The 17,980-nt window shown below is 62.3% G+C and carries 17 protein-coding genes; 12 read left to right on the forward strand and 5 right to left on the reverse strand.

Annotation, left to right across the window (positions count from 1 at the left end; translation table 11 throughout):
• Positions 1–31: 31 nt before the first annotated feature.
• The 3 genes from I5803_RS10940 to mdeB form a co-directional block, all read right to left on the reverse strand.
• Complete coding sequence (locus I5803_RS10940) at positions 32–214, reverse strand: hypothetical protein (RefSeq protein WP_196986389.1); 183 nt, start codon at positions 212–214, stop codon at positions 32–34.
• Positions 215–332: 118 nt separating this feature from the next.
• Positions 333–1,157: a creatininase family protein gene (locus tag I5803_RS10945; protein ID WP_196986390.1), complete on the reverse strand. Its 825-nt coding sequence runs from the start codon at positions 1,155–1,157 to the stop codon at positions 333–335.
• Positions 1,158–1,178: 21 nt separating this feature from the next.
• On the reverse strand, positions 1,179–3,794 hold the full coding sequence (mdeB, locus tag I5803_RS10950) for an alpha-ketoglutarate dehydrogenase (protein WP_196986391.1): 2,616 nt from the start codon (positions 3,792–3,794) through the stop codon (positions 1,179–1,181).
• Between the two features lie 121 nt (positions 3,795–3,915).
• Here mdeB and I5803_RS10955 point away from each other — a divergent pair, with 121 nt between their 5' ends.
• The 3 genes from I5803_RS10955 (at position 3,916) to I5803_RS10965 (ending at position 6,607) form a co-directional block, all read left to right on the forward strand.
• Positions 3,916–4,380 carry an Lrp/AsnC family transcriptional regulator gene (locus I5803_RS10955; protein WP_196986392.1) on the forward strand — a complete coding sequence of 155 codons (465 nt, stop codon included), beginning with the start codon at positions 3,916–3,918 and terminating at the stop codon, positions 4,378–4,380.
• A 158-nt stretch (positions 4,381–4,538) separates the two neighbouring features.
• Positions 4,539–5,837, forward strand: coding sequence for a hypothetical protein (locus I5803_RS10960; protein ID WP_196986393.1), 1,299 nt, complete (start codon positions 4,539–4,541; stop codon positions 5,835–5,837).
• 53 nt (positions 5,838–5,890) lie between these two features.
• The gene (locus tag I5803_RS10965) at positions 5,891–6,607 is read left to right on the forward strand and encodes a hypothetical protein (RefSeq protein WP_196986394.1); all 717 of its coding nucleotides are present in this window, start codon (positions 5,891–5,893) and stop codon (positions 6,605–6,607) included.
• A 117-nt stretch (positions 6,608–6,724) separates the two neighbouring features.
• Here I5803_RS10965 and I5803_RS10970 read toward each other — a convergent pair whose 3' ends face one another.
• Both I5803_RS10970 and I5803_RS10975 read right to left on the reverse strand, forming a co-directional pair.
• Positions 6,725–7,495 carry a glutathione S-transferase family protein gene (locus I5803_RS10970; RefSeq protein ID WP_196986395.1) on the reverse strand — a complete coding sequence of 257 codons (771 nt, stop codon included), beginning with the start codon at positions 7,493–7,495 and terminating at the stop codon, positions 6,725–6,727.
• A complete protein-coding gene (locus I5803_RS10975; RefSeq protein ID WP_196986396.1) occupies positions 7,492–7,920 on the reverse strand; it encodes a gamma-glutamylcyclotransferase family protein in 429 nt (142 codons plus the stop codon). Before I5803_RS10975 ends, I5803_RS10970 begins: the two co-directional genes overlap by 4 nt.
• Positions 7,921–8,059: 139 nt before the next feature.
• On the opposite strand from I5803_RS10975, the gene I5803_RS10980 reads away from it, so the two are divergent.
• The 9 genes from I5803_RS10980 to I5803_RS11020 all read left to right on the forward strand — a co-directional run bounded on the left by I5803_RS10980 (position 8,060) and on the right by I5803_RS11020 (position 17,972).
• Positions 8,060–8,554 (forward strand): ATP-binding cassette domain-containing protein, encoded by a 495-nt coding sequence (locus tag I5803_RS10980; RefSeq protein WP_196986397.1) that lies wholly within the window; start codon positions 8,060–8,062, stop codon positions 8,552–8,554.
• A gap of 293 nt (positions 8,555–8,847) precedes the next feature.
• Positions 8,848–9,558: a helix-turn-helix transcriptional regulator gene (locus I5803_RS10985; RefSeq protein ID WP_196986398.1), complete on the forward strand. Its 711-nt coding sequence runs from the start codon at positions 8,848–8,850 to the stop codon at positions 9,556–9,558.
• 58 nt (positions 9,559–9,616) lie between these two features.
• Positions 9,617–10,012, forward strand: a complete 396-nt coding sequence (locus tag I5803_RS10990; RefSeq protein ID WP_196986399.1) for a hypothetical protein — start codon at positions 9,617–9,619, stop codon at positions 10,010–10,012.
• Positions 10,013–10,150: 138 nt separating this feature from the next.
• Positions 10,151–10,672: a hypothetical protein gene (locus I5803_RS10995; RefSeq protein WP_196986400.1), complete on the forward strand. Its 522-nt coding sequence runs from the start codon at positions 10,151–10,153 to the stop codon at positions 10,670–10,672.
• The gene (locus I5803_RS11000) at positions 10,672–11,145 is read left to right on the forward strand and encodes a hypothetical protein (RefSeq protein WP_196986401.1); all 474 of its coding nucleotides are present in this window, start codon (positions 10,672–10,674) and stop codon (positions 11,143–11,145) included. Before I5803_RS10995 ends, I5803_RS11000 begins: the two co-directional genes overlap by 1 nt.
• Before the next feature lie 131 nt (positions 11,146–11,276).
• On the forward strand, positions 11,277–11,792 hold the full coding sequence (locus I5803_RS11005; RefSeq protein WP_196986402.1) for a hypothetical protein: 516 nt from the start codon (positions 11,277–11,279) through the stop codon (positions 11,790–11,792).
• Positions 11,793–11,812: 20 nt separating this feature from the next.
• Positions 11,813–12,289 carry a hypothetical protein gene (locus I5803_RS11010; protein ID WP_196986403.1) on the forward strand — a complete coding sequence of 159 codons (477 nt, stop codon included), beginning with the start codon at positions 11,813–11,815 and terminating at the stop codon, positions 12,287–12,289.
• A gap of 527 nt (positions 12,290–12,816) precedes the next feature.
• Positions 12,817–13,266: a hypothetical protein gene (locus tag I5803_RS11015; RefSeq protein WP_196986404.1), complete on the forward strand. Its 450-nt coding sequence runs from the start codon at positions 12,817–12,819 to the stop codon at positions 13,264–13,266.
• Positions 13,267–13,784: 518 nt separating this feature from the next.
• The gene (locus I5803_RS11020) at positions 13,785–17,972 is read left to right on the forward strand and encodes an SPM autocatalytic domain-containing protein (RefSeq protein ID WP_196986405.1); all 4,188 of its coding nucleotides are present in this window, start codon (positions 13,785–13,787) and stop codon (positions 17,970–17,972) included.
• Positions 17,973–17,980 lie beyond the last annotated feature (8 nt).

Here is a 17,980-nt window from a genome sequence, read left to right on the forward strand (position 1 = left end):
GCAAAAGGGCGCGCTTGCGCCCTTTTTTACGTCACCACTCACCGAGGAGGCGAACGCGCTGGTCGAGGTCGGCTGGCAACTCATCCTGGCGCGGCTGCGGAGCCGCTTCGGGCTTGGCCGCGGGCTCGCTCGCCAGCAGGCGGCGCAGGAAATCGGCAGCCGCTGGAGTACGCAACAGCAGCGGGTGGGGTTGGATGGCAGCTGAAAAACGCATGGCGGCTCCTTTCTTGCCCCTAGTGTAGGAAGCCGCGTGTGAACGCAATGTGACGCTACGCACAAAGCAAGGCATTTCGAAGCGAGTGTCGGCGTTTTAGCAACACGCGCGCGCAGCGTCAGCGCGCGGGGTGTTCGACCACGGTCGACAGAGGCAAAGCGGAGATCTCCTGCAGCAGCAACGCAAGCTGCTTGCCCGCGGCATCCAGCACCGCGCGCCCCTTCTCCGCCGTCGCAGCGGCCGCATTGCCCGCGGCGCCCTCGGCGTTGTAGTCCTGCATGTGCCAACCGAGTTTGGCGCTCACGCCGTTGCCCAGGATCGGGTTGGCGGCCGCCCGCGCCGGCGACGCCGACTTGAAATCCTTGGCCTGTGCCATGCGGACGAACTGCGGCCGGGCCGCCAGCATGAGGGAGGTCTCGATCTCCCCGGCGTGCACGCCGAAGCGATGCTCCTGCGCGCTGAAAAGGCCGTTCACCGCGTCGCCCAGGGGAAGGTTCCACCAGTTGGCGCTGTAGACGATCAGGCCGTGCCGCGTGCGCAGCTCCCGCGCGGCGATGTCCATCAGGCTCACCTGGCCGCCGTGCGTGTTGAAGAGCAGGAGCTTCTTCACGCCCGATGCCGCCACGCAGGCGCCGATGTCGATCCAGGTGGAAAGCACCGTGTCGAAGGACAGCGTCAAGGTGCCGGCGAACTTCGAATGCTCCGGGCTGTAGCCGATCGCCTGCGTGGGGAGGAACAGCGCCGGCAAACCCGCCGGCAGCGAAGGCAGCGCCGCAGCCACCACTGCGTCCGCGATCGTCTGGTCCACCGACAGGGGCAGGTGCGGCCCATGCTGCTCCGTGGCCGCGACCGGCAGCACCGCCACGGTCGCCGCCGGGTCCAGCCCCGCGAAATCCCGGGTCGTGAGGTCAGCCCAAAAGCGCGAAGGAGGCGAAGTGGTCATCCGCGGATGTTAAGGCCGCGCTCAGCCCGCTGCCAGCGCACGCCGCGCGGCCGCCACGATGCTCGCGGCGTCCACGCGGAAGAACGCCCGCAGGGCGGCCCGGGTGTCGCTGCGGCCGAAGCCGTCGGTGCCCAGCGTCACGAAGCGGCGCCCCGTCGGGAGGAAGGCCCGCACGGACTCCGGCACCGCCCGCACGTAGTCGGTCGCTGCGACGATCGGCCCGCCCTTCGCACCCAGCTGGCTCGCGACGAAAGGCGCCACGACAGCCCCGCCGTCCGCAGCCTCCCGGTCGCGCGCGACGCCGTCGCGGGCCAGCTCGCTCCAGCTCGTCACGCTGAACACCTCGCAAGCCACGCCCTCGGCCGCCAGCTGCTCCGCGGCGCGGATCACCTCGGTCAGGATCGCGCCGGAGCCCATCAAGGACACCTGGGCCGCCCCGTCGCCGTACGAGGCGAAGCGGTAGCACCCGCGCACCACGTCCTCTTCCACGCCCGCGGGCAGGTCCGGCTGGGCGTAGTTCTCGTTCATGAGGGTCACGTAATAGAAGCAGTCCTGCTGCTCCACCACCATCTCGCGCATGCCGCGATCGACGATCACCGCCATCTCTCCCGCGAAAGCCGGGTCGTAGGCCTTGCAGTTCGGGATCGTCGCGGCGACCAGGTGGCTGGTGCCGTCCTGGTGCTGCAGCCCTTCGCCGCCCAGCGTCGTGCGGCCGGAGGTCGCCCCGAGCAGGAAGCCGCGCGCCCGCTGGTCCGCCGCCGCCCAGATCGCGTCGCCCACGCGCTGGAAGCCGAACATCGAGTAGTAGATATAGAAGGGCAGCATCGTGAAGCCGTGCACGCTGTAGCTGGTGGCCGCGGCCGTCCAGCTTGCGATGGCGCCGGCCTCGCTGATGCCCTCCTCCAGGATCTGCCCGTCCATGGCTTCGCGGTAGGAGAGCACCGAGCCGATGTCTTCCGGCTCGTAGCGCTGCCCCACGCTGGAATAGATGCCCACCTGCTTGAACAGGTTGGCCATGCCGAAGGTGCGGGCCTCGTCGGCGACGATGGGCACGATGCGCGGGCCCAGCTCCGGGTCCTTCAGCAGGTTGCCCAGCATGCGCACGAAGGCCATGGTGGTCGACATCTCCTTGCCAGCCGCCCCGGTCGCAAATGCCGCGTAGGACGCCAGCGCGGGAACATTGAGGGCCGGGGCCGTGGTCTGGCGGGACGGCATGTAGCCGCCGAGCGCCTCGCGGCGCGCGCGCAGGTAGCGCATCTCGGCGCTGTCTTCTGCCGGCTTGAAGAAGGCGAGGTCCCGCGCCTGCTCATCCGAAATCGGCAGGTTGAACCGGTTGCGGAATTCGATGAGCGCCGCCTCGTCCAGCTTCTTCTGGCTGTGCGTCGTCATCTTCCCCTGGCCGGCCGAGCCCATGCCGTAGCCCTTCTTGGTGTGCGCGAGGATCACCGTGGGCCCGCCCGTCGCGGCGGCGGCAGCGGCATAGGCCGCGTAGATCTTCACCAGGTCGTGGCCCCCGCGCTTCAGGCGGTCGATCTGCTCGTCCGTCATGCCTTGCGCCAGCCGCGCGAGCTCCTCGTTCTGACCGAAGAAGTTGTCGCGGTTGAAGCGGCCGTCCTTGGCCGCGAAGGTCTGCATCTGCCCGTCCACCGTGTTGGCGAAGGCGCGCATCAGGGCGCCCGTGGTGTCGCGGGCGAAGAGTCCGTCCCAGTCGCTGCCCCACACCAGCTTGATCACGTTCCAGCCCGCGCCGCGGAACAGCTGCTCGAGCTCGTCGATGATGCGGCCGTTGCCGCGCACCGGGCCATCGAGCCGCTGCAGGTTGCAGTTGACCACCCACACGAGGTTGTCCAGGCGCTCGCGCGAGGCGAGCGTGAGGGCGCTCATGCTCTCGGGCTCGTCCATCTCCCCGTCGCCGAACACGCCCCACACCTTGCGCTGGTCGCACGCGAGCAGCTTGCGGTGCGTGAGGTAGCGCATGAAGCGCGCGTGGTAGATCGAGCTGATGGGGCCGATGCCCATCGATCCGGTCGGGAACTGCCAGAAATCCGGCATCAAATAAGGGTGCGGATAACTCGAAAGCCCGCGCGCACCCGCGGCGGGCGCCGTAATCTCCTGCCGATAGTGCGACAGGTCGGATTCCGACAAACGGCCCTCGAGAAATGCGCGTGCATAAACGCCCGGCGCGCTGTGCGGCTGGAAGAAGACGAGGTCCCCCCGGTCCACGGCGTCACGCGCCTGGAAGAAGTGGTTGAACCCCACCTCGAACAGATCCGCCGCGCTCGCGTAGCTCGCGATGTGCCCACCCAGCTCCCCATAGGCGCCATTGGCGCGCGCCACCATCGCCAGCGCGTTCCACCGCATCAGGGACGCGAGCCGCTCCTCCACGGCCAGGTCCCCCGGGAACGCGGGCTGCCTGTCGACGGGGATGGTGTTGACGTAGGGGCTGACCAATTCCGGCGACCAGCCCACGAGCGGCCCGCTGCCCACGGCGGCGAGCTGGTCGAGGATGAAGCGCGCGCGCTCGGGGCCGTGCGTGGCGACGAGGGCGAGGAAGGCGTCGCGCCATTCGGCGGTCTCGACCGGGTCGATGTCGCCGTTGGGGGCGGTGAGGAAGCGGGTGAGGCTGTGGTCTGTCATTGGCGGGAGAACTCCATGGCCACACTGTACGGAAAACAGCGCGCCACGGGGTTTTGGATATGACGCTGCGGCCGAGCTGCGAAGCATAAAATGCCGTCAATAGCAGAAGCGGAGGCATTTCATGCAACTGGACACGGTCGATCTGAGAATACTCGCGGAGCTGCAGCGCGATGGCTCGCTCACCAATGTCGAACTCGCGCGGCGCGTGCACCTCTCGCCCTCGCCGTGCCTCACGCGCGTGAAGGCGCTGGAGGCCGGCGGCGTGATCGATCGTTATGTGGCGCTGGCCAACCCGAAGGCGCTGGGCCTGGGGCTGAACGTGTTCATCAACATCAGCCTGAAAGAACAGGCGAGGGATTCACTGGCCGAATTCGAGCGCCGCATCGCGGAACACGACGAGGTGATGGAGTGCTACTTGATGACGGGCGACAGCGATTACTTGATCCGCGTGGCGGTGGCGGATATCGGGGCGCTGGAGAAATTCATTTTGAATCAGCTGACACCGATTCCGGGGATTGAGAAGATTCGGTCTTCGTTTGCGTTGAAGCAGGTGAGGTACAAGACGGCGTTGCCGTTGCCTGAGTAATGTGTCCTAAAAGACATGTTCTGTTTTGTTCGCCTCTCCAAGTACACGGTGGCACGCGCCTCATCTCCAGAACTACTACAGACTTCTCTTTCGATTTCTACTACAAGTGGAGGATGTCCTACACGCTAAGATCTTGTAACCTCCGAGCAGGAGGCAACATGCACACAACGCTCACTGCGATTCAGGGACATCTAAAAAGTTTAATAGCACAGCTCCAAAGCAGTATCCCGAGCGATGAGCCACTCGGAGTCGTGCACGGCAACTGGAGTCTCCCAAGTCTCACAAAGACCGAGTTTGCCGAAGAAGCTCAAACTTTGATCGATCTCATCGAATCCAAAGGAGCAGACGACATTCCGGCTGAGGCTAATACTCGCTTGACAGACTATGGCAGGCGTATCGAATTTTTGCGCGTACACACCATACCCCAGTTTTGGGGTGGAAACGGAGGACAAGCCGCGGCCGCTTACATGCTCACTTTGGAAGGCCTGCGAAAAGCGCTTGAGCCCGCGCTCTCGCGTGATGGGCACGCGGATGCCGTTACCACTTTGCGAAACCTCACTACAAAACTGCGCGGACTGGAGTCAAAATTCAACAGCTTGGAACCACGCACGGCGTCACTCACTTCCATGGTGGAGCGCATTGAGCAAGCTTATACCTCCGCCGATCAGCTACCTACAGATCTTGAGTCGCTTGCTGAAGCGCAGAAGAAAATTGAGGATTTGCTTCGCGAATCCACCAAAGAGAAAGATGCCCTGTCACAGATCAAGGCACGGGCTGACGAATATGACAAGGCACTCCGAGCCAGCTCCTCTGAGGCAAGGGTGGTACTTGAGAGGTGCGAGACTGCTTACTCCGCAGCCACCAGTGTGGGCCTTGCTGCCGCTTTCAGCGAGCGATCATCTGAACTGGCGCAGTCAATGTGGATATGGGTGGTAGGTCTTGTCGCTGCTCTGGTTGCTGGAAGCTATTTCGGGTCGGCGCAGCTTCACGGATTGTCTGACCTATTTAGCGAGCCAGACGTAACCACCTCAGTTGTTATTCTTAATCTGATGCTCTCCCTGCTATCAGTTGGCGCGCCGGTGTGGTTTGGGTGGCTCGCCACAAAGCAGGTTGGGCAACGATTTCGATTGGCGGAAGACTACGCGTTTAAAGCCTCCGTCTCTCGCGCATACGAGGGTTTTCGGAGGGAAGCAGCGCGGATTGATAAGGATATGGAAGCCAGGCTGCTGGCCTCAGCACTATCGCGTTTCGATGAATTGCCATTGAGGCTAGTGGAAAATGAGACGCATGGTAGTCCATGGCATGAGCTTGCCTCATCAGATTTGATCAAGGAGGCTTTCCGCGCAATTCCCGGATTCGCGGATCAAGTTAAGCAGCTTGCCGCGAAAGCGGTAGACGCAGCCGCTCCAACAGCAAGGAGCGCTACGACTCCTACTCCAATTCCGAAGCCCGATTGATGAACGAATACTGGCTCTTTACACAATAGTCTTTGAGTTGGAATGAGGAAAAAATGAAGATTTCTGTAGTGGTACTTGGGAATATGAAGTATCCAGTGAATACCGAGGTGTTGGAGAAGTGGCGCAGCAAGATATTCGAAATCCGGCACGGCGCCTCTGTGGGTTTTTTGCCCAATACAGACGGGCCCAACTGGGAACGCACAGACGACCAGCTTTTGGAAGTCTTAAAGGCCGATCCCAGTGCCGATATGACCGTGGGTATCATTGATGCTCCGCTTGAAGACAACTTCTACATGCGGCGACTTTCCAATAATGTCGGAGTGTTGTCGCTCCATGAAATGGCAGACATTGTTCGTTATTCAAACTTCTCGATTGAACAATACATATTGCGAAATCTTTATGAACTCGCAGTTCTAGCCAAGTCGAACGGTGGACTCATCACCACCGACTATGCTTCGTGGGCACACGACGAGATTCGAGGGTGCATCTTTGACATGAATGCCGTCAAGTCCGACATCGTGTTTTCTCTCGACCAACCAATTCTTTGTCCAGCGTGCAGGGTTCGAGCGAATGCGCGACAGCTTCCCGCACAATTTTTGCCTCTGCTGGATAGAGAGCTTCGGCGGATTCGAAAACCCACTTATGCGCGCATGACCGAGTGGGTGCAGTTCCACCCAATTACTGCAATCTGCATAACAGCAGTCTCCGCAATCACTTTAAATTTGGTCGCAAGTTTTATCTACGACAGATTGAAGCAATTGTTTGAATAGTTGCAAATGCGCCGTGCGGACGCGCCCGTTGCTGTTACCTCTACGATTAGAACGGCCTCTTCGGCCTCATCAAGCAGCCTCGCCTAGGCAAGCGGCGCTGCGAAGATCAAAGTAATATCAAAGCCGCAACGGCAACTCCAACCACCGCGCATACATCATCTCCCGATGCGCCAACAAAACCGGCGCCAGCGCCTCACGCGTCTCATCATCCAACGTTGTGAACGCCCCCCGCGTCTCCGCCCTCATCGCACAGTGCTCCTCCGGCAACGGCGCAAACAACGCGCACACCGCGGCTCCATACACATCCACCGCGGTCACCGTGTCCCCCACGTAATAGTCACTCCCCGCCGCACGCTGCGCCTCCAGCCGCGCGGCCAGCATGCGCAGCAGCGCCACCACGCGCGCCGTGCTCGCGGCGCCGGCCTCGGGGGTGTAGCCGTACTTCTTCGCCAGGTATTTCGCCGCCCGCTCCGGGAAGCCGCCCTTGCCCGTCAGCCCCGCATGCACCAGCTGCACGCGGCGCGTCCAGCCCAGGCCCTCTTCGCCGACGATCTCGTGCGCCAGGCCGAAGGCCAGCGCGCGCTGCGCGGCATCCTTCGGCAGCAGCGGCGGGTTCGGCGCGAGCCGCTCGGCCAGCAGCAGGATCTCGGCCCAGCCGGCGCGCGGCCTCTCGTCGTCGTACATCGCCACGGGGCCGTCCTGCCGGCCTGTCCACGCCTTCATCGCGTCGCTGTCATAAGCCAGCTTCACCGCCGTCCAGTCGATGCCCTTCATGTGCAGGATGCCCTTGGCCGACTCGCCCCACGGGCTGGGCACGCCGCCCACAACCACCATGCGCAAGCCGCGCCGCGCGATCGCGTCTTCGACGCTTGCATATTCGAATGTCATGGAACTTCCTTCCGTGTGGGGCGGGGTTGGTAGGTGGCCGCGTGGCCCAGCGTGTACTCGGGGATGGGGCCGGTCGATGTCTCGCGCTCCGGCTCGAATTGCGCGGGGTCTTTCAGGTACGCCTGCGCTTCGAGCGTCGGGCCGCCTTGCACCGGCCGCACCCGGATGCTGCAGCGCTTGTAGCCATCGGGCTCGTGCACGCGCTCCAGCGCATCGAGCGCCTGCAGCGCCTGCGCATCTACTTCGAAGACCTGGCCGCGCACGCAATGCCCGGCGTTCGGATCATCGAGCATCCAGGGTGAGCGCCGTTCGCCCACCAGGTAGAGCGGATACGCCGTCGTGGTCTGGAATTCGCCCGCCACGCGCCGGCCGCGATTGATGTGGAAATTGGGGAAGCCCTCCTTGAGGGTTCCGAAGACAAACACCAGATGGCTCATTCGACAACAGCCTCTCGCCGTCCTTGCGCGGTTGCCCGCGATTCTGCCCAAGTCCGCGCCCTGCATCCACCCGCGCCGGTGCGGCTACATTCGCCCTTTCGGCATCACGCCGATGCGCATCCCTCACATGACCTTGCCTGCCGGCCTCCTTCCACTTCCTCCGGGCCTCGTCGCCGTCACAGGCGACGAAGGCGCGGGCAAGACGCGCTTGCTGCGCCTGCTCGGCGAGCAGCCGTCCGCGCTGTGGCTGGACATCGCGCTGCCCGGCCACGACGACGATACGCCGCAGCAAGTGTGGGACGCATTGCGCGCGCGTTGCCCGCAATGGGACGAGCAGCTGCAGCGCGATCTCATCGCCGCACTGGCGCTGGAGCCGCACCTGGGCAAGCGGCTCTTCATGCATTCGACGGGCAGCCGCCGCAAGGTGGCGCTGGTGGCTTTGCTCGCGAGTGGCGCCACCGTCACCTGCCTGGACCAGCCGTTCGCGGCGCTGGATGCGGCGTCGGCGCGGGTGGTGCGGGAGTTTCTCGAGGACGCGGCGGAACATCCCACGCGCACCTGGGTGGTGGCGGACTATGTGGCGGATGCGCGCTTGCCCTGGGCGCGGACGACTGCGCTGTAGCGGCGCAGCCGCCGGGAAATTCATCACAGGGAATTGGGCGTTAGTTCGCCACTTTCTTACTACAATCCCCACCGCATTACCTCGGGAGGGGTTCAAGTCGCGGAAGTAGAAGCGCGGTCGGTTCAAGCAGCCGGCCCGCCATCGTGTCAACGCGGGCAGCAGTCGCCCGCCAGTTCCATCCCATCGGGCTTCAACGCCCAAACATTGATCGCAGGCGTTGCCGTACGCGCCTGCCTGTAGCTGCGCGCGACGCGACAGACGCGTCGTCATTCCGGGAAGAGACGGCAATGCTCTTGACGAGTAACGACTTTGATGTGTGGCTGGACGTGCTGAAGTCCTGGCCCGGCCCTGCGAGCGACCTCGTAGGGTGGTTGACGGGCCCCATTCGATCCTTCTTCCCATTCGAACGGGTGCTGCTCATTCACGGCAAGCTGATCGCCGGGGAGATCCACATCACCCACACGCTGGCGCATGGGCATGACGAGGCGTTCCTGCGGCAGCTGGCGGTGAAGTTCGACCTGAACGAGCGCGGCGCGCTCGCGCACTGGCTAGCGCACCGCGAGCCCATCGCGATCGAACCGGCGGAGCCGCCCGCCTTCGCGTCGGTGCATGAGCTGCAGGAGATCAAGCAGTTCAGGCTGGGCCGCGTAGCGGCGCATGGTGTGCTGTCGCTGGACTCGAAGACGGGGACGTATTTCAGCTTTTGCGGCGTGCCGGAGGCTTTGTCGCAGTGGCATATGGATGCCCTGAAGCTGCTGGCGCCGGTGCTCAACGAGCGATTCCTGAACTATTTGGCTGAGACGACGGAATCGAATCGGGTACCGACCAATGACTTGACGCCAAGACAGGCTGAAATTGTGAGGTGCGTTCTCCGAGGAATGTGCAACAAGACAGTGGCGCGTGAGTTGGGCATATCGGAAAAGACCGTGCGCAACCAACTGACCGAAGTCTTCTTCCGACTGGACGTTCAAAATCGAACGCAGTTGATCGCCCGGTTGCGGTGATGTCGCGCCTGGTTCGCTGTCGAATTCGCCCGTTATCTAACTGCTACAGGTGCAAACGTTGAAGCTCTTTAACATCGTCCGAGTACTCGACCGCCACGTGAATAAACTCTTTTGGGCATCAGCACTCGTGATCGCCGGTATCGAGGTGACCGGTCCGAAGTTCAGTCGTCTGACCCCTTATATTTACGTCGCGTACACCCTGCCTGTCGCAGTAGCCGTCACTTGGCCATGCGTTGTGTGGCTCAAAAGAAAAAGACCTCACCTAATTCGGGACAGAGGTCGCATCCTGTCAGAAGAAGCCGTTTGGGAAGAACTGAGTACCGCCGACCGCTCGATATTGCTCCTCATAAACGTCATCGGCGCGGCTTTCGTGGCGGCATTTGGAGCTCTTCTTCCACTGACCACCATCGTTTTTGTGGCCAGAGGTCTCCGGCTCCTCCACGCAATAGGTTGAATCAGATATGAAGCATGGGACATTTGTCCCATTTGCCACAACCGAGCTAAGAGTTACTCTCACCCAGCCCAGAAGCCATCTCTGCAAGAGGCCTGTGACGGCGCTTTTCTCGATCATCGCAAAAAACTGAGTCGCAGATTGAAATCCACTCAACAAGCCACTGCGCGTGCTGTCTTCATGGGAGGACTTGCCATGGTCATATCGGCCTCGTTGTTGATGACCCAAGAATCACTGCAACCCGCTCACCTACCTGACTTCGTTCACATGACGCCCGGTCTGTATGAACTCGCAACCGGCTGCAGTTTCCCACTTGCGGCGGTGACGGGAGTCTTACTCGCCCTGTGCGCGGCCGTTGGCTTCGCCTTTGCGGCACGCAGTTGCAAGGAGGTGACCACGACTTTCCTGCGCCGCCTGGACCACCTGACTTCAACTCAGCGGCTGCTCTACGCGCTCATTGGACTCTTGGTGGCAATTGCGCCGATCTTCGTGGTCACTATCCAGCGTAACCATATGGGATCGTCATGGTTCTTCCGCCTCGTCGCCACGGAGCCAATTGCACTTTCAGTCTTCTGTGCCGGCCTCTACATCTTCAACTGCGGAATTTTCCTTTTTGCCTCTTCTCTTCTGGGCCGCTCCGAACTCTTGAAGGGGAGTCACTAATGCCACTACGCGCTGAAAGATCGTCGAAGCTGACAAATCTGCTGGCCGCGATTGCACGCTTCTTCGGGCTGGACTTCCTGATCGTTGCAACTTTGGTGTGGTGGCCGCAAATCATCGACTTGGCGTTGCAGTCGTTGGGACTGCGAAGCCCATACTGGACTTACGGGGCCCTCGTCGGCGCCTTTTTCATTTCAGCCTTGATCCGCAATGCGTTGTTGATCAGGGAATATCTGCTGGTGGCTAGCTTCAGTGGCAAGTCCATCGCCGCCAATCTGCTGATATTGGCTGCGGCGCTGGCCATTCTTCTAAAGCGACTACCCGAGCAAAAGATGATTGGCACCGCGAATGCGGGTGCCGCTAATTTAGTAGTGGGTGCCTTGGTCCTCTGGGCCATCGCGAATTTCTGTGCGCAAGTCATCTCCGTTGGAGGGCCGCACTTCTCGCGAGCTTGCAACTTGCAAACCAATCCCTAGGTTCTCCGACCGGGCGTACACGCACGACCATTCTCAAATGACCGTGCTACTTCAAACACGACGACGAAGAAATGGAGGACAGATCCGTGCGCATTCGAGATTTCTACCAACTGGTAAAGGGGGAGCACCCTATGCCGCTGATCTTCGCATTCGGCTCGTTCGCCGCAATGGAAGTGGGCCAAGTGCTGTTTCATCCCGTTCCGGCAATCCTTGAGTGGATGAGCCGTACAGCGCCAGAACTATGGGGCGGGACAGTTTCGATGGCCGTGTGGCTCGGAGCGGCACCCTTGGGCATCTCATTTCTTTTCTTGTCGATGATGCGATCACTTCGAGTTATCCGCGCTTCGTTGGCTCTACTGACCTTGTTCGCACTGATCGCGGAGCCGATGTCCAATCACTTCTTCAGCATAGCCAATGGCGGAGATGGTCTCGAGTTCCAGACGGCGCTATTCAATGGGATAGGAATTTTGGTATCCGCGGCGGTCCTGGCGGTTCCCATGACCTTCATTCCCCGATCGATCCTCACTCTCATAAGAAGGGAAAGGGTCAACCAACTGGTCATGTGTCAGAACAACGGTCACGGGACATCTGTCCTATGTTCCGGAACACGCTCAGCCGTTAGTCTCGATCATGCCGGTTCCGAATGAGCGGGAATCGCTTTTCAGCTATGAGCAAGAACCAGATCGGCTGGATCGTTTTCTCCATGTTTCTCTCAGGGTGCACCGACATCGTCAACTCCTCATTCTCCAATGATCAGCTGAGCCAATCGCTGGTTACTGCAAGCCCGCCACTGCACCCGTTCTCGACGCTGAACGGTGCGGATAGTTCGGCGCTTGTCTGCATCCTGGAGCCCTACAGGTCCAGGGTCGACCAGACCGAACCTAGGTCACGAGAGATCAATGACCAGCTTGCTGTTTCCGGGTACAGAGCGGACGAGGGTCATTGGGCGGTACTGCAGCTTGGGAACAATGGGAGATTGCAGGTGATCCCCGTTCTGCAAACGGAACGCAGATTGATCGAGACAACGAAAGGCACAAACACGAAGTCGGCGCAATGCGCAGAAGCGACGACAGTCGCAGTGGTCCCCGGAAACTCTGGTATCGCATTCGCGTTTTTCATATCCAACACTTGGGAGCCAAGATGAGTTCTGCGCATCAAAACACGGCTCCTTCCGAATGTTCCTTCGTAGAGATCTTATGAACAGGCATTTGGTTGGCCGGGTCGCCCTAGTGGCCGCGGCATATGCGACCCTAGCGCTTGGGTTTAATTATTCAACTCAGATCTACAGCGGCTCGTGGTTAGGGATGATGCCGCCAGAGCTATCTGACGTTCTTGGCAGCTTCGTTGCAAGTGGGGTCTTGCCCGTTGGCCTGGGGTACCTTCTCCTTCCCGCGCTTTGCCGCAGCGCGCGCGAAGCATTCCAGTGGGGTTTAGTTTTAGTCATCCTGTCGACGGTCATGTGCCCGCTGACGGCGTATTTAAGAGTAGTAGGACCCTATCCAAGTCCAGTGCCAACCGTCGCTCAGCATGCGCTTGCGGTATTCGTTGTCTCATTCGTACTGCTGCTGTTGCTTGGTGTGGTTCCTACGGCTATTCGGGCTTACTTCGCCCGCGCCATCCCACAACCAAGCTGATCATTGATCCAAAGAAATAGCACTCAGGAGTACCCACTTGCCAGACCCCGTCCACACATCCACATTCCGACGCAATGCAATTTCCTTCGGAAGCTGCCTCGTCGCCATAGCAATACTAGTCTCCGACTACTGGATTCCTTCTAACTCCTACGCGGGCGCATGGCTACGCGCCCTTCCGGGACCGTTGGCTGATCCAGTCGGCGGGCTCTTCGTGCTCGGCGTTCTTCCCGCCGCGCTCGCCTATCTTCCCATCGCGGTTGTGAGCGAGAGACTACAAAAAACTCTGCTCTTTGGTGGATCCGTAGCGATCGCCTCGTCGATCCTCCCACCAATTACCGCGCTGCTCAGATCACAGGCGCCCGACACGTCACCCCTCAACACCCTCCTGGAGCATTCCGCAACAAACTTGTTTGTTTCTTTTCTTCTCATGTTGTTCTTATGCGTATTCCCTAATTTGACCATTCACTCCATAACAAAGCAAAAATAAAGATGCCTTCATTGAACGTGTTCATTTCCCAAGCAGGAACGCTCTTGGCCCAAGGCGGGACTTCTACAGCAGGTCACATGTACTTCACCTTGACCGGAGACGACGGCTCTGCTACGCGTTACGGTTTTGCGCCGTTGGAACACGGCAAATTTTCCGGTGAAGGAATGGTCGTAACCAACGACAGGCAAAACTACACAACCTATGACCGCCGGTGGGACTTTCCCTTGTCTCAATCGCAGTTTGACCAGATGTCGAAGTGGGCAGAAACGACCCGAACAACAGGCTCATATGGCCGCTATTCCGCCGCTACCAATAACTGCGTAACCTATACCTACGCAGCGATGGAGCAAGCTGGGTTTCATGCGTCCGAAGGGCACAAGTTGAATTTTCCGATGTGGAACGGTCTAGAGCTGAGCTCTCTGTACTACTCCTATCTTCGTCGGCCCGAATTCAACAAGGAATTCCGAGACAGGACACTGACTCTGGATGATCGAATCCACGATCTGTTTCAACGGGCCATGGATTGGGTCCGCCCCAAAGACCCCCTAACCCTCGACCTCGACAACGACGGCATCGAAGCCACCGCCATCTCTCCCACCCACCCCGTCCTCTTCGACCACAACGCCGACGGCGTCAAGACGGCCACGGGGTGGATCAGCGCTGACGACGGCCTGGTCGTCGTGGACCTGAACGGCAACGGCCTCATCGACTCCGGCCGCGAGCTTTTCGGGGACAACACGCTCCTACCCAACGGGCACGCCGCATCCAACGGCTTCCAGGCCATCGCCCAATACGACGCCAACGCCGACGGCAAGATCGACGCGGCGGACGCCGCCTTCACCCAGCTGCGCATCTGGCAGGACGCCAACCAGGACGGCGTCTCGCAAGCGGCCGAGCTCAAGTCCCTCGCGCAACTCGGCATCGCCTCCATCAACGTCGCGGGCGTCGCCAGCACGATCCAGCTGGGCAACGGCAATTCGCAGCCCTGGAGCGGCAGCTTCACGCGCATCAACGGCAGCACGGGCGCGAGCGGCACGCCCAAGCTCTCGGGCAGCCTGCTGCTCGCCTCGAACAACTTCTATCGCGAATTCACCGACGACCCGGTGCCGACCGGCGCCGCGATGGCGGTCCCGCAGATGGGCGGCAGCGGCTGGGTGCGCGACCTGCGCGAGGCGATGAGCCTCGGCACGGACAAGGCGCAGGCGCTGCAGGACATCACCTCCCGGTTCGCGACCGCCACCACACGCGCTGCGCAGATGGCGCTGGTCGACGATCTCATCTCCGCCTGGGGAGATTCCACGGGGAAGATGGTGCATTCCGTGGGCACCTATTCCGTCTCCGAGCAGGACGGCATGTGGGTCACCCGTGACTTCGACAACAGCCCGGAGAACGCTTTCGGTTCGATTGTCGACATCGATCTCCCCGGGATGCGCGAGACGGTCTTCGATCCCATCGGCGGCGCGATGGTGACGCGGTTCACTGCCGAGGGCGTGGCCTTCCTGCACAAGCTGAACGCACTGGAAGCCTTCAACGGCGACAAGTTCATCCGCATTCCGATCCCCACCGGCGACGGGAGCGGCGGTCAGTCCACCGGCGGCAGCGGTGGCGGCAGCGGCACCGCCGGGCCGCCCACCTACCTGGTCACGATCAGCCCCGCACAAGTCAACCTGCTCAACGAAAGCTACGACGCGCTGCGCGAATCGGTGTACGCCTCGCTCGCGCTGCAGACCCGCCTCACGCCTTACCTCGACAGCGTCGGGCTCGTGATCGACGAGCAGGGCCTCAGCTTCGACACGACGACGATGGTGGCCCTGCTGGACACGGCCCACACGGCGAACGCACGCGACGCATTGTTCGACCTCGCGGACCTGAACAAGTACGCGCAGCCCACTTTGCTGGCAGTCGACTTCGACGGCATGGGCACCATGCGCTCGTGGACGGATGCACTGCCCGTCGACTCCAGCATCCGTAGCGAGCTGGCCGCTGCGCACGTGCTGCTCGGCGCGAACACCGCCACCTCCCCCGCCAACGACGCGTGGCTCGGCGACGCCGCGAACAACGCCATCGCCGGCGGCGCGGGCGACGACGTGCTCGACGGCGGTGCAGGCAACGACTCCATCCAGGGCGGCACCGGCGATGACGTGCTCGCAGGCGGCACGGGCAACGACATCTTGTCGGGCGAATACACCAATGTCTTCAACGGCTGGTTCGGCGGCGCGGGCAATGACAGTTATGTGTTCGGCCGCGGGGACGGGCAGGACACGGTCTATGACTTCGACACGACGCCCGACGCCGTCGATCGCATCGTCTTCAAGCCCGGCATCGCACCCGCCGACGTTCTGGCGACGCGTGTGGGCGACTCGCTCCACCTTCAGGTCACCGGCACCGCCGACAGCATCGACGTGAAGAACTTCTTCGCTGGCGACGGCGCGGCGGGCTGGGCCATCGAGCAGGTGCAATTCGCGGACGGCACGACGTGGTCTGTTGCAGACGTCAGGACACTCGTCCTCACGGGCGGCGACGCGGCGGACACGCTCATCGGCTTCGGAACCGACGATATCCTCACCGGCAACGCGGGCAACGATTCGCTCTACGGACTCGGCGGCAACGACACGCTGCTGGGTGGCAACGGCGCGGACGTGATCGAGGGCGACACGCTGTGGGTCGGCGGCGGCAACGACCTGCTGGTCGGCGGCAACGGCGCGGACACGCTTTTCGGCGCGGCCGGCGACGACACGCTGGACGGCGCGCCGGGCAACGACTTGCTGGCCGGTGAATTGGTGAACACGGTCAACGGCTGGTATCGCGGCGCCGGGAACGACACGTACCTGTTCGGCCGCGGCGACGGGCAGGACACGGTCTATGACTTCGACACCACGGCGGGCGTCACGGACGCGATCGTCTTCAAGGCCGGCGTGCTGCCTGCCGACGTGCAGGTGCTTCGCACCGGCGACAGCCTGCTGCTGAAGATCAATGGAACGTCCGACCAGGTGCAGGTCATGAGCTTCTTCGCGGGCGACGCCGCGGCGGGCTGGGCGGTCGAGCAGGTGCGATTCACCGATGCACCGGCCACGGTGTGGAGCATCGCGGACATCAAGTCCAAAAGCATGAGCGGCACCGCGGGCAACGACAACCTCCAGGGCACGGCCGGCGCCGACGAGATGTGGGGCGAGTCCGGAAACGACCTGATCGGCGGCAGCGCGGGCAACGACACATTGCATGGCGGGGACGGCAGCGACAACCTCGACGGGAGCCTGAACGACGACTTGCTGTTCGGTGACGCAGGCAACGACACGCTGCAGGGCGGCCCGGGCAACGACACCATGGACGGCGGCGCCGGCAACGACGTGCTGGCCGGCGCCTCGGCCAACACCTTCCAGGGCTGGTTCGATGGCGCGGGCAACGACACCTATCGTCTCGGACGCGGCAGCGGGCAGGACATCGTCTACGACGTCGACTCCACGGCGGGCAACCTGGACACCATCGTGCTGGCCGGCGGCGTCCTGCCCGCCGATGTGCGGTTCACCCGCTCCAGCAACGATCTCTTCGTCTCGATCGCCGGCACCCCGGATCGCATGCAGGTCGTCAACCACTTCGCGGCGGGTTGGAGCGTGGAGCAGATCCGCTTCACCGACGCGCCATCGGTCGTGCTCTCGCAGGCGGACGTGCTGGACGCCGCGGCCAACGGCGGGAAGATCGTGACGAACCACGCGCCCACGGCGGTCGGCACGCTGGCCGGTTGGCAGGCGGTGGCGAATGTAGCGGCCAGCTACACCGTGCCCGCCGGTGCCTTCAATGACGTCGATGCGGGCGACACGCGCAGCTACAGCGCGTCGCTATCTTCCGGCGCGGCCCTGCCCACGTGGCTGAAGTTCGACACGGTGACGCATGCCTTCAGCGGCACGCCCACGCTCAACGACGGTGGGGACTTGTTGCTGACCGTGAAGCTCACGGACAGCGGTGGGCTCACCGCATCGCAAACCCTGGCGCTGCACCTCAACGCCGACCTCACCCTGACCGGAACCAGCGCGGCGGACACGCTGGTCGGCGGGCCGGGCAACGACACCCTCAACGGCCTCGCGGGCGGAGACACGATGCGCGGCGCCGCGGGTGACGACACGTACTACGTCGATCACGCGAAGGACGTCGTGACGGAGCTCGCGGGCCAGGGCATGGACACGGTCATCACCGCGCTGGGCTACACCTTGCCGGCCAACGTCGAGCGTCTTGTCCTCATGGGGACGAGTGCCGTCAACGGCGTGGGCAATGCGCTGGACAACTCGCTCACCGGCAACAGCGCCGCGAATTCGCTGCAGGGCGGCCTGGGAAGCGACACCTACTGGGTGTCACGCGGATCGGCCAGCGACACCATCGTGGAGAACGACGCGACGGCAGGCAACAAGGACGTCGCGCGTTTCGGCTCGAACATCGCGTACGACCAGCTGTGGTTCCAGCAGTCGCGCAAGGACCTGATCGTCTCCATCATCGGGACGAACGACAAGCTCACCGTGCCGAACTGGTTCGCCGGGACGGCGTATCACGTGGAGCAGTTCGTCGCGGGCGACGGCAAGGTGCTGCTGGACGGGCAGGTGCAGCACCTCGTGCAGGCGATGGCGGCGTATTCGCCGCCGCCCCTGGGACAGCTGACGCTGTCGCCCAGCGTGGAACTCGCGCTGGTGCCTGCGTTCAACGCGGACTGGCACTAGGCACTGGG

It is taken from the genome of Caenimonas aquaedulcis (genome assembly GCF_015831345.1).
GTDB classification, from domain to species: domain Bacteria; phylum Pseudomonadota; class Gammaproteobacteria; order Burkholderiales; family Burkholderiaceae_C; genus Ramlibacter; species Ramlibacter aquaedulcis.

What these genes read in the sequence shown, in the direction of transcription:
- I5803_RS11000 (WP_196986401.1), top strand. Translation starts at nt 10,672, where the DNA reads ATGCCACTACGCGCTGAAAGATCGTCGAAGCTGACAAATCTGCTGGCC.
- I5803_RS11005 (WP_196986402.1), top strand. Translation starts at nt 11,277, where the DNA reads ATGCCGCTGATCTTCGCATTCGGCTCGTTCGCCGCAATGGAAGTGGGC.
- I5803_RS11010 (WP_196986403.1), top strand. Translation starts at nt 11,813, where the DNA reads ATGAGCAAGAACCAGATCGGCTGGATCGTTTTCTCCATGTTTCTCTCA.
- I5803_RS10960 (WP_196986393.1), top strand. Translation starts at nt 4,539, where the DNA reads ATGCACACAACGCTCACTGCGATTCAGGGACATCTAAAAAGTTTAATA.
- I5803_RS10940 (WP_196986389.1), bottom strand. Translation starts at nt 214, where the DNA reads ATGCGTTTTTCAGCTGCCATCCAACCCCACCCGCTGCTGTTGCGTACT.
- mdeB (WP_196986391.1), bottom strand. Translation starts at nt 3,794, where the DNA reads ATGACAGACCACAGCCTCACCCGCTTCCTCACCGCCCCCAACGGCGAC.
- I5803_RS10980 (WP_196986397.1), top strand. Translation starts at nt 8,060, where the DNA reads ATGACCTTGCCTGCCGGCCTCCTTCCACTTCCTCCGGGCCTCGTCGCC.
- I5803_RS10970 (WP_196986395.1), bottom strand. Translation starts at nt 7,495, where the DNA reads ATGACATTCGAATATGCAAGCGTCGAAGACGCGATCGCGCGGCGCGGC.
- I5803_RS11020 (WP_196986405.1), top strand. Translation starts at nt 13,785, where the DNA reads ATGGATTGGGTCCGCCCCAAAGACCCCCTAACCCTCGACCTCGACAAC.
- I5803_RS10955 (WP_196986392.1), top strand. Translation starts at nt 3,916, where the DNA reads ATGCAACTGGACACGGTCGATCTGAGAATACTCGCGGAGCTGCAGCGC.
- I5803_RS10945 (WP_196986390.1), bottom strand. Translation starts at nt 1,157, where the DNA reads ATGACCACTTCGCCTCCTTCGCGCTTTTGGGCTGACCTCACGACCCGG.
- I5803_RS10965 (WP_196986394.1), top strand. Translation starts at nt 5,891, where the DNA reads ATGAAGATTTCTGTAGTGGTACTTGGGAATATGAAGTATCCAGTGAAT.